Origin of the sequence: Pseudomonas sp. PvP025 (genome assembly GCF_017832155.1) — a bacterium.
Taxonomy (GTDB): domain Bacteria; phylum Pseudomonadota; class Gammaproteobacteria; order Pseudomonadales; family Pseudomonadaceae; genus Aquipseudomonas.
Genome location: NZ_JAFIBJ010000001.1, coordinates 4,311,960 through 4,323,410, shown reverse-complemented (window position 1 = coordinate 4,323,410; position 11,451 = coordinate 4,311,960). Strand labels below are relative to the sequence as shown.

The window sequence follows — 11,451 nt, the reverse complement described above, 5'->3', positions numbered from 1 at the left end:
CAGGCAACCAGATCTCCGGGGAAACATCAGAATGCGTTTGCACTTTTTCATCGCCGTGCCGTTCGCTCTCGCCGCCAGTTTCGTGCAGGCCCAAACCCTCCCTGAGGCCATGCAAAAGGCAGTGGACGTGCACCCGGAGATCCAGGCTGGCGTGAACGCGCGCATCGCTGCCGACTATCAAGTGCGAGCGGCCCAGGGCGGCTACCTGCCTAAAGTGGACTTGCTGGGCGGTTATGGCCGTGAAAGCTCCGACAACATCAACACCCGCGCCGCCAGCAACAGCCATGACTGGAAAACCCTGAACCGGGGTGAGTCGAGCATTCGCCTGCAACAGAACCTGTTCCAGGGCTTCGGCACGCAAAATGAAGTCAGCCGCCAGCAAGCCACCGCCAATTCCCGTGGCTATGCGTTGCTCAACACCACCGAGCGCACTGCCCTGACGGTCGCCCAGGTTTATCTGGATGTGCTGACCCGTCGCGAGATGGTGCAACTGGCAGAAGACAACCTGAAAAGCCACGAACGCATTTTTGACCAGATCAAACTGCGCACCAGCCGTGGCGTCGGAAGAATGGCGGACATGGACCAGGCCGAAGCCCGACTGGCTCAAGCGCGTAACAACCTGCTCACCGAGCAGACCAACCTGGAAGACGCCAAGGCCAACTACATCAGCGCCGTCGGCCAGGAGCCCGATCAACTGGAACGACCGCAGGGCTTTGTCGCCCTGATGCCGGCCAACCTTGAAGAAGCGCGCCGCCAGATGGTGGAGAGCAGCCCGGTATTGCGCTCGGCCGAATCGGACATCGCCGCCGCCGAAAAGCAGTACGAAGCCGCCAAGTCGACCTTCTACCCGCGCTTTGATGCCGAACTGCAGCGCTCGGCCAACAACAATGTCGGCGGCGAAGAAGGCCATGACAATGGCTACTCCGCCATGCTGCGCATGCAGTTCAACCTGTACTCCGGCGGCAGCAACAAGGCCGACCTGCAGTCCAAGGCCTCCCAGGCGTCCCAGGCGCTGGATATCCGCAACAACGCCCTGCGCGAATTGAACCAGGAATTGAGCCTGGCGTGGAACGCCTACAACAATGCCACGGCGCAGGTGCCGATCGCCCAGGAGTACGTGGACCGCAGCACCCGCGTGCGCACCTCTTACCAGCAGCAGTTCAGCCTCGGTGAGCGTACACTGCTCGACCTGCTCGACAGCGAGAACGAACTGTTCACCGCGTCGCAGCGTCTGGCGCAGATCAAGAACCTGCAGTTGTACACGCAATACCGCATCAAGGCCGACATGGGCCAACTGCTGAGAAGCCAGGGCATCGTCGCCCCGCTGGCCTCGGTCGTGCAAAACGAAGTCAAAACGAAAGTGAACCTGCCAGGGATGAACTGATTTTTTACGGAGTTGGAGCACTCAACGCATTAAGAGAGAGTCAGCTTGAATTCTGATATCGATGTGGCGCAGCTCAACCATGACCCGCGCAGTCAGCACGACGATCCTTTACTGGATGGTCTGCTGACCCTCTGTTCCCTGCATTACAAACCCGCCAGCCGGGCCATGCTGACCACCGGCCTGCCCCTGGCCGCGCAACGCCTGAGCGCCGAGCTGCTGCCACGCGCAGCCGCCCGCGCAGGTTTGCAGGGGCGGTTGCTGCAACGCAAGCTGGAACAGATTCCGACGATTGCCCTGCCGGCCATGCTGCTGCTCAAGGAGGGGCGCAGTGCGGTGCTGCTGGGCTGGGACGGGGACACGGCGCGCCTGCTGCTGAGCGAAAGCGACGGCGGTGAGGTTCATGTCAGCCGTGAACTGTTGAGCCAGGACTACAGCGGCCGGGTGTTCTTCGCTCAGCCGCAGCACAAGTTCGATGTCACCAACGGCACGCTGATCCCGCGTGCGCGCTCGTGGTTTCGTGACACGCTAAAACGCTCACGCTGGCTGTACGCCGACGCCATCGCCGCGAGCCTGGTGATCAACCTGATCGCCCTGGCCGCGCCGCTGTTCGTGATGAACGTGTACGACCGCGTGGTGCCGAACCAGGCCACCGCCACCCTGTGGGTACTGGCCATCGGTATCTGTGGCGCCTACCTGTTCGACCTGCTGCTCAAGAGCCTGCGCAGTTTGTGCCTGGACCTGGCGGGCAAGAAAACCGACCTGATCATTTCCGCGACGCTGTTCGAGCGCATCGTGGGCATGGCGATGAAAGTGAGGCCGGCACGGGTGGGCAGTTACGCGCAAAATATCCATGAGTTTCAGGGGATGCGCGACTTCCTCACGTCCCTGACCCTCACCAGCCTGATCGACCTGCCGTTTACCCTGATCATCCTGCTGGTGATCGCCCTGCTCGGCGGCCACCTGGTGTGGATCCCGATCATCGCCTTCCCGTTGGCGCTGGGTATCGGCCATATGCTGCAGAAGCCGCTGACGGCGACCCTGCAACGCACCATGGCGCTGGGCGCCGAGCGCCAGTCGAGCCTGATCGAAACCCTCGCCGGGCTCGATGCGGTGAAGGTCAACAACGCCGAGAGCGAGCGCCAGTACCAGTGGGAACAGACCATCGGCACCCTCAGCCGGCTCGAACTGCGAGTGAAAGTGCTGTCGGGCCTGGCCATGAACATCACCTTGCTGATCCAGCAAGTGGCGGGCGTGGCGATGATCATTTTCGGCGTGTACCAGATCATCGACGGCAACCTCAGCATGGGCGGCCTGGTGGCGTGCTACATGCTCAGCGGCCGCGCGCTGGGGCCGCTGGCCCAACTGTCAGGGCTGTTGACCCGTTACCAGCAGGCCAAGGTGACGATGGTGTCGGTGGACGAGATGATGGAGCTGCCGCAGGAGCGCAATTACGACGAGCGCCCGCTCAGCCGTAAAGCGCTGCAAGGCGCGATGGCGTTCCGTGAAGTCGACTTTACCTACCCGAACCAGCAGACCCTGGCGCTGCGCGGTATCAACCTGAACATCCGCCCCGGCGAGAAGATCGGCATCATCGGCCGCAGCGGCTCGGGCAAAAGCTCGCTGGCCAAACTGCTGGTCGGCCTGTATCAGCCGGACGCCGGCTCCTTGCTGGTGGACGGCGTGGACATCCGCCAGATCGACGTCAGCGAACTGCGCCACAACATCGGCTACGTGGCCCAGGACATTCAATTGCTGGCCGGCACGCTGCGCGACAACCTGGTGTCGGGTGCGCGCTATGTCGACGATGAAATGGTCTTGCAGGCAGCCGAGCTGGCCGGCGTGCATGAGTTTGCCAGGCTGCATCCGCAAGGCTACGAGCTGCAAGTGGGCGAGCGCGGGCAAAACCTGTCCGGCGGCCAGCGCCAGAACGTTGCCCTGGCCCGTGCGCTGCTGCTCAACCCGCCGATTTTGTTGCTGGACGAGCCGACCAGCGCCATGGACAACACCGGCGAAGAGCGCCTCAAGCAGCGCCTGCAGTCGGTGATCGAAAACAAGACGGTGATTCTCGTCACCCACCGTGCTTCGCTGCTGAGCCTGGTCGACCGTCTGCTGGTGATCGACCGCGGGCAGATCCTCGCGGACGGCCCGAAAGCGGCCGTTATGGAAGCGCTGAAAAAGGGGCAGATCAGTGTCGCTTAAATCCGGACCACGTCGCCTCAAAGACGTCATCGTCGGTTATTTCAGAGGCACCGACTCCCTCGACGACCAGCCCTTGCCCGAAGTGGAAAAAGCCCTGGTCGACGACGCACCGCGCATCGTGCGCCTGACCATCTGGGGCGTGATCGGCTTCTTCGTATTCCTCGTGCTGTGGGCGCACTTCGCGATCATCGATGAAGTGACCAAGGGCGAAGGCAAGGCCATCCCGTCATCGCGCATCCAGAAAATCCAGAACCTTGAAGGCGGCATCGTCGCGCAGATCTACGTGCACGAAGGCCAGATCGTCGAACCCGGCGCGCCGCTGGTGCGCCTGGACGACACGCGCTTTGCCTCCAACGTCGGCGAAACCGAAGCCGACCGCGTGGCCATGGAACTGCGCGTGGAGCGCCTGAGCGCGGAAGTGGAAAACCGCCCACTGAACATCACCGAAGATGCCCGCAAGGCCGTGCCCAACCAGGCCTCGAACGAAGAGTCGCTGTACCTGAGCCGGCGCCAGCAACTGGCCGACGAGATTGGCGGGCTGCAACAGCAATTGCTGCAGCGTCAGCAGGAGCTGCGTGAATTCAGCTCCAAACAGGAGCAGTACCGCAACAGCCTGAGCCTGCTGCGCCAGGAGATCGGCATGTCCGAACCGCTGGTGCAGCAGGGTGCTATTTCGCCAGTGGAAGTGCTGCGCTTAAAACGTTCGGAAGTTGAAACCCGTGGCATGCTCGACGGCACCACCCTGGCCATCCCGCGTGCCCAGGCAGCCATCAACGAAGTGCAGCAGAAGATCAACGAAACCCGCGGCAAATTCCGCAGCGAAGCCCTGGCCCAGCTCAACGAAGCACGCACCAACCTGAGCAAGGCCCAGGCCACCTCCAAAGGCCTGGAAGACCGCGTGAGCCGCACCATGGTCACCTCGCCGGTGCGCGGCATCGTCAAGCAGATGCTGGTGAACACCGTGGGCGGCGTGATCCAGCCCGGCAGCGACATCGCCGAAGTGGTGCCTCTGGACGACACCCTGCTGGTGGAAGCACGCATCCGTCCGCAGGATATTGCCTTCCTGCACCCGGGCCAGGAAGCCATGATCAAGTTCACCGCCTACGACTACACCATCTACGGCGGCCTCAAAGGCGAACTCGAACAGATCGGCGCCGACACCGTGCAGGATGAAGAGAAGAAAAACACCTTCTACGTCATCAAACTGCGCACCGAACGCAGCCACCTGGGCACCGATGAGAAACCGCTGCTGATCATCCCGGGCATGGTGGCGTCGGTGGACATCATTACCGGCAAGAAAAGCGTGCTGAGCTACCTGCTCAAGCCGATCATCAAGTCACGGGCCGAGGCATTGCACGAGCGTTGATGGCTTTGGATTTACGCGGTGTGCGTAGGGAATTGGAGAAAACTGAGGATTTCGCAAAAATAGTCAGTTTTCAGGGGTTTACAGGATCTCGCCAATCGCTATAATCGTCGCCCTAACACGCCGGTATAGCTCAGTTGGTAGAGCAACTGACTTGTAATCAGTAGGTCCCGGGTTCGACTCCTGGTGCCGGCACCATACAAGGTTCCAGAGAAGGCTTTCAAAATCTCTGAAACCCCCGAAAAACCCGCCTTCTGGCGGGTTTTTTCGTTTTGGCGTTCCGTCGGTTTCCGCCAAAATCTTATGGATACCAGCCGTTTTAAGGATAAAGATAGGGGTAAGGTCATTCGATAAAGGGAGGAGTACCCTTATGTCGCGCACCACTGCCCCACTCTCCGATTCGGCTTGCCGTTCAGCCAAGCCCACCGACCGCGCCTACAAGCTTTTCGACGGCGACGGCCTCTACCTTTTAGTCCAACCCAATGGCCGCAAAGGCTGGCGTTTCAGGTATGTAAAACCTGATGGTCGTGAAGGACTGACCTCGTTCGGCAACTACCCCGTGGTCGGCCTCGCCGATGCGCGCAAGAAGCGCCTGGAGGTCAAACGGATGCTGGCGGAAGGGCTCGACCCCATCGAGTCCAAACACCAAGCCAAGACGCAAGCCACAATCCGAGGCCGAACCTTTGAGAGCGCAGCCTTGGACTGGCACAAAGCGATGTCTGCCAAATGGGCTCCGGGCCATGCCAAGACGGTCCTGAGCCGTCTCAAAACCCATGTTTTTCCACTAATCGGTGATCGCGCTATTGTCGACCTAGACACTCACGACTTGATGCAACCTCTGGAAGCAATCCAGAAACGTGGCACGATTGACGTCGCGTTAAGGGTACAAAACTACCTGCAAAGTATCATGCGCGAGGCGAAACGTGCTCGACAGATCGCGGCAAACCCTGCCTCCGACCTTGAGGGTTTGATCAAAGCCCCGAGGGTAGTTCACCGCCCAGCTTTACCCTTATCGCGTCTGCCTGAATTGCAGGAGCGCATCGACACCTACAAAGGACGAACGCTGACTCGGCTGACAGTCATGCTCTCGCTACATGTGTTTGTCCGCTCCAGCGAACTGCGCTTCGCCCGCTGGAGCGAGTTCGACCTCAAGCGCGGCACCTGGGAGATACCGGACACTCGACCCGCGTTGGACGGAGTACCCTTTTCAACAAGAGGTACGAAGATGGCCGGGGACATCCACCTTGTACCCTTATCGCCGCAAGCCGTGACCCTGCTTGAACAGATCCGCACCCTCACCGGCGAATTCGACCTGGTATTTGCAGGCGATGCCAACCCGTCGAAACCGATGTCTGAAAACACGGTGAACAGCGCGCTTCGAAATATGGGTTACGACACCAAAACCGAAATCTGTGGCCATGGCTTCCGCTCGATGGCATGTAGCGCACTGATTGAGTCAGGACTGTGGTCCGAGACCGCAATTGAAAGGCAGATGAGCCACAAAGAACGCAACAACGTCCGCGCCGCTTACATCCACAAGGCCGAATTCATTGAGGAGCGCAGATTGATCATGAACTGGTGGAGCCGGTACCTTGAGACGAATCGACAGGAGCATGTCACCCCCCACGAATTCGCGAACCAGATCGGACCGAACGTCACTCGCTTAAAAGCAAAACGTGGCGCAACTGAGTAAGCGCTCGGTCTTTATCTCAGTGATCCGCTTGTCCACGCGGGTCCATCCAAACAGGGCTGCAAAGCCGCCCTGCTTGGATGGACCTCACTTAAAAAATCTAAAGCCCACACAAGTGTCTGTGGAAAACCACTGATTTCCACCGGTGGATAATTTCATCCACAGCCGCAGAACTCCCGAAAATTCGAGCCTTGACCCGAATTATCCACAGGCGTAGAAAAGATCGGGCAAAGCGCTGTCGTTGACAGCAACCCAGGTAGCCAGAACCTTTAAGGCTACGCCACACCGTGGTGGTTCTCCCAAAGTGCGATTAGCGTCCGGCGGCTCGCACGGTCACAGCGATGTGATGGATGCCTACTTTTACCAGTGTGCCCACTGCGGCAACTCCCCCCTTTCATAGCTGCCCTGCAGCAACCTATCCGCTTGGCCATTTCCTTGCGCCAACCTGCGCCCGTCTCTTTCTTCCGGAAAGAGACGGGCGCTCCTACCGCTGCTGCAGCCCAACTCGTACAAGGCTTTGCGGCATTCCCCCTCGTGACAATCGGCGTGACAAACACCGAAGTCACCTATAACAGCGACGCAAATGATGGTGCCACAGCCCACGGAATGGGCTGCACCTGACTGACAGTCAGGCACGCCCCGGTCATCGCATCGCTGCCCTCACCCGACTCAGGATCTCGCGGCATTGGTCTCGTCAGCCAGTGCAACCTCCACCCGCCCACGTCTTCGGAAGTGCTCAGGAGGTCAGATCATGAGATGCCCAAGCTCCCGGTCGTAAAGAGCCGCCAGTCCCGCGTTAGTGGACAACCCTCACAGGTCGCAGGGGCCTTGATCCCTGATAACACTCAACATTCGTGGCGGGATGACGTGGGGAAAGTTTCAAAGGTTTGGCTTCGGGAGGAGTTTGATCATGGCACTGGTGGGCAGGCGAGATGGACGCAATTTTGGCTACGGTCGGCAACTGAGCTATGCCGGGCCGCAGGCATTGCGGGACCTGTTTGGCGGCGGGCATTACGGCACGGTCAAAGCGCACAGTGATCGATGGCAGGCGTTTGTACGGTGGTGTCGGTCGGAAGATGGACCGGGGCTTAACGATGCGCGGCAGATTGATCGGCAGACGTTGCTGAACTATGCCGGACATCTGCGTCACCAGGTTGAACAAGGCGCTATTGGCATCGCCACCGCGCAAAACCGATTGTCCAGCGTGAACCGAACCATGGCGGCGCTTCGCGGTGATCAGTATGTGAAAGTGCCTAGCCCGAGCAAGACGCTGGGAATGCGGCGCACCAGTGTTCGTCGCTCGCTGCCACAAGGCCAAGACCCCGAACACGCGAAGCGGATCGTCGACGTGCTCTGCGAACACCAAATGCCGCGCGCCGCGGCCATCGCGCAGTTGGCGCGAGCCACCGGCATGCGCATGCGCGAGGCCATTTTGGCCGACCTGCCTCGATTGCAACGTGAAGCAGAGCAACTTGGCAAAATTAACATCCAGGATGGCACCAAAGGTGGCCGCTCAGGTGCATCGGGACCTCGCTGGATTACGGTAGATGATCATGTTCGTGACGCACTGAGGTTTGCAGAACAGACCTCGCCCGACGGTAGCCGCAACCTGCTTGCTCCGAACGAAAGCTACCTTGATTTCCAACAGGGAATCGTCCGCCCCGCACGGAACATCCTCCATCAGCACAACCTCAAAGGCTTCCACGAATTGCGCGCGGCTTATGCATGCGAACGCTATGAGCAGATCACTCATCACCTAGCGCCCATCAACGGTGGCAGGTGCAGGCGCCTCGATCCACGCCTTGATCGAGAGGCACGCTTACAAATCAGCTATGAGCTGGGACACGGTCGAATCGACGTGGTATCGGCGTACATCGGTGGTCGGGTATGAATAAACCATTCGATATGGAGATCTTCTTGGCTGGGGCACTGACTGGAGCACATGCCACACGCGAACGTCACATCCGCCAGGCCAAGACTATTCAAGCAGCCATTTCTGAACGCTGGAACCGAGATAATCCATGGACATGGCAAAGAAAGCATCTCGTTTGGTTTTTGAACCACCACATGAACTCAAACTCGAAATCGACGCGCTACTACTACCTGCTGACCACAAGCCTGATCACTCTGCGCCTAGGAAAATCCTGGAATTTTCAACGTTAGCCGAATGCCAGCAACTGCGCGCTCTGTATCCCTAACTGGCAGATTGAGCCAGCCAACGATTTGATTGGGATTAGGGCGGGCCTCTTGAGCCCCTGAACCTAACCTCTGTTGTTTGATAACCTCTATGTTTTACTGATGGACTGAGGGTTGTAGCTCGAGGCTACAGGCTTCACCTGAGACGTAGAGGCTGAAGGCGGTGATAGACACTAGTCTGGTGGCGAAGCTAAGGGCTGAAAATGCAAGATTGGTTGCCTTGCTGGATGCTCATGGCATCGAATGGCGCCCGCCTGCTGAGCCAGTCAAGATAGCGATTCTCCGAGCAGAACAATCACAGCAACTCGATACTGATGGAAAGCTTGCCCTATTCCGAAGCTTGTTTCGTGGTAGGACGGACGTTTATCCCATCCGCTGGGAAAGCAAGGCAGGAAAATCAGGATACGCACCCGCTTGCGCAAACGAATGGAGGCCTGGCGTTTGTGAGAAGCCCCGAATTAAATGTGGCGACTGCGGTAACCGCCAGCTGCTTCCGCTGACCGATGAGGTGGTCTATCGCCATCTGGCGGGCGAAGTGGTCGTTGGCATCTACCCCCTACTCTCTGATGACACTTGTTATTTTTTGGCGGTCGACTTCGATGAGGCCGAATGGCGTGATGATTCCAAAGCTTTTGTGCAGTCATGCCATGAGCTGAACGTCCCGGTGGCGCTGGAAATATCGCGCTCAGGCCAAGGGGCTCATGGCTGGATTTTCTTTGAGCGTAATGTTCCTGCCTGCGATGCGCGCCGCCTCGGTGCCGCAATCATCAGTCATGCCTGTGAGCGCACTCGGCAGTTGGCGCTCAGCTCCTATGATCGACTGTTTCCAAATCAGGACTATATGCCTAAGGGCGGCTTCGGAAATCTCATCGCGCTCCCTTTGCAAAAGCGGGCCAGGGCCCAAAACAACAGCGTTTTTGTAGACGACACGCTTGAGCCTCATCCTGATCAATGGGCCTTCCTGGCATCGATTCAGCGCATGAGTCCAGAAGATATCCAGCCCGTTATTATCCAGGCGATGGGTAATCGGGACCCTCTAGGGGTCGCCTATGTCGATGACGAAGGTGATGCAGAACCTTGGAAAGATTGTGAATCGAGATCACGTAAATTGACATGCCCGTTGCCTGCTGCTGTCAACATCACGCTGGCTAACTTAATTTACTTTGAAAAGTCGGAATTGCCACAGCCATTGGCAAACCAGCTTGTCCGGCTCGCTGCCTTTCAAAATCCCGAGTTCTACAAAGCTCAGGCCATGCGCATGTCAGTGTGGAACAAGCCAAGGATTATCGGCTGTGCCCAGAACTTCCCCAAACATATTGCGTTACCACGTGGCTGTTTGGATGCTGCGCTGGAGCTTTTAGGGGAAAACGGGGTTACCCCTATTCTTAAAGACGAACGCTTCGCGGGCGACACCATCGACGTGAGTTTTCTCGGAACCCTGCGTTCTGACCAAGAGGCGGCTGTCAGCGCAATGCTAAGTCATGACACTGGTATCCTCTGCGCACCGACGGCTTTCGGTAAAACTGTCAGTGCTGCTGCGTTGATTGCCGCACGTGGCATTAACACGTTGGTGCTTGTGCATCGGACGGAACTGTTAAGGCAGTGGCAAGAGCGCTTGCAGGTGTTCTTGGGAGTCGGGAATGGTGTCGTTGGAACTCTTGGGGGCGGAAAAGCGAAGCTTACCGGCATCATCGACATTGCCGTCATGCAGTCTTTATCGCGAAAAGGCGAAATCAGCGATCAGGTAAAAAACTACGGCCAGATCATCGTTGATGAGTGTCATCACCTATCAGCGGTGTCATTCGAGGCACTACTGAGGAGCGCGACCGCGCGGTACGTGCTGGGACTCACGGCAACCCCAGTGCGCCGAGATGGGCAGCAGCCCATTATTTTCATGCAGTGCGGACCGATCCGACATTCTGCTGCTCGACCAGCGAGTGCGCCCCATGACCTCTCTGTCGTGCCTCGATTGCTGTCCAAACCAATAGTGGTCCCCGACGGCTTTGGGATTCAGGACGTTTTTCGGCATCTAGTGGACGACTCTGAGCGGACAGCCAAAATCGTCTCGGAGATTGAGCTGGCGTACAACGAGGGTAGAAAAATTCTAGTGCTAACGGAGCGAACAGAACATGTGGATGCCCTTGAATTAGAATTGAAGCAGCGCGTGCATAACCTTTTCACGCTTCATGGGCGAGTGCCTAAGAAACAGCGGATTTCCCGTATGCATGAGCTTGAGTCCCTTCCCCCTGATGCTCCACGAGTGCTGTTGGCAACAGGAAAACTAGTAGGTGAAGGCTTCGATCATCCGCCGTTGGACACGCTGGTGCTGGCAATGCCCATCTCATGGAAGGGAATCCTTCAGCAATATGCGGGGCGGTTGCATCGATCACATGCCGATAAGGCCGACGTGCGAGTGATCGACTTCGTTGACGAGGGTAATGTCGCGCTGATGAGGATGTGGGATAAGCGCCAGGCGGGTTACAAAGCGATGGGCTACCGCATGGCTGATTCCATGGCCACCATGGACCTACTCTAACTCTAACGTGGTTGACAGTTGACACATCAACGGCCCAACTCTCATAGACGAATGGCCGGCCGCTGTGGGGGCAACTCCGGCCC

At 58.4% G+C, this 11,451-nt stretch carries 7 protein-coding genes and 1 tRNA gene; all 8 read left to right on the top strand.

Features of this window, described 5'->3' with window-relative positions:
* Positions 1–31: 31 nt before the first annotated feature.
* The 8 genes from JOE32_RS18840 (at position 32) to JOE32_RS18805 (ending at position 11,368) form a co-directional block, all read left to right on the top strand.
* Positions 32–1,384 (top strand): TolC family outer membrane protein, encoded by a 1,353-nt coding sequence (locus JOE32_RS18840; RefSeq protein WP_209987392.1) that lies wholly within the window; start codon positions 32–34, stop codon positions 1,382–1,384.
* 45 nt (positions 1,385–1,429) lie between these two features.
* Entirely contained in the window at positions 1,430–3,583 is a 2,154-nt protein-coding gene (locus tag JOE32_RS18835; protein WP_209987390.1) for a type I secretion system permease/ATPase, read from the top strand.
* Positions 3,573–4,949: an HlyD family type I secretion periplasmic adaptor subunit gene (locus JOE32_RS18830; RefSeq protein ID WP_209987387.1), complete on the top strand. Its 1,377-nt coding sequence runs from the start codon at positions 3,573–3,575 to the stop codon at positions 4,947–4,949. The genes JOE32_RS18835 and JOE32_RS18830 overlap by 11 nt, the downstream gene beginning before the upstream one ends.
* Positions 4,950–5,068: 119 nt before the next feature.
* Positions 5,069–5,144: transfer RNA gene (locus JOE32_RS18825), tRNA-Thr, on the top strand.
* Positions 5,145–5,316: 172 nt separating this feature from the next.
* Positions 5,317–6,639, top strand: coding sequence for an integrase arm-type DNA-binding domain-containing protein (locus tag JOE32_RS18820; protein WP_058422632.1), 1,323 nt, complete (start codon positions 5,317–5,319; stop codon positions 6,637–6,639).
* Positions 6,640–7,546: 907 nt separating this feature from the next.
* A complete protein-coding gene (locus JOE32_RS18815) occupies positions 7,547–8,527 on the top strand; it encodes an integrase domain-containing protein (RefSeq protein ID WP_209987383.1) in 981 nt (326 codons plus the stop codon).
* On the top strand, positions 8,524–8,799 hold the full coding sequence (locus JOE32_RS18810) for a hypothetical protein (protein ID WP_080932528.1): 276 nt from the start codon (positions 8,524–8,526) through the stop codon (positions 8,797–8,799). Before JOE32_RS18815 ends, JOE32_RS18810 begins: the two co-directional genes overlap by 4 nt.
* Positions 8,800–8,995: 196 nt before the next feature.
* On the top strand, positions 8,996–11,368 hold the full coding sequence (locus tag JOE32_RS18805) for a DEAD/DEAH box helicase family protein (RefSeq protein ID WP_058422630.1): 2,373 nt from the start codon (positions 8,996–8,998) through the stop codon (positions 11,366–11,368).
* The last annotated feature ends 83 nt before the right edge of the window (positions 11,369–11,451 follow it).

What these genes read in the sequence shown, in the direction of transcription:
- JOE32_RS18840 (WP_209987392.1), top strand. Translation starts at nt 32, where the DNA reads ATGCGTTTGCACTTTTTCATCGCCGTGCCGTTCGCTCTCGCCGCCAGT.
- JOE32_RS18820 (WP_058422632.1), top strand. Translation starts at nt 5,317, where the DNA reads ATGTCGCGCACCACTGCCCCACTCTCCGATTCGGCTTGCCGTTCAGCC.
- JOE32_RS18810 (WP_080932528.1), top strand. Translation starts at nt 8,524, where the DNA reads ATGAATAAACCATTCGATATGGAGATCTTCTTGGCTGGGGCACTGACT.
- JOE32_RS18815 (WP_209987383.1), top strand. Translation starts at nt 7,547, where the DNA reads ATGGCACTGGTGGGCAGGCGAGATGGACGCAATTTTGGCTACGGTCGG.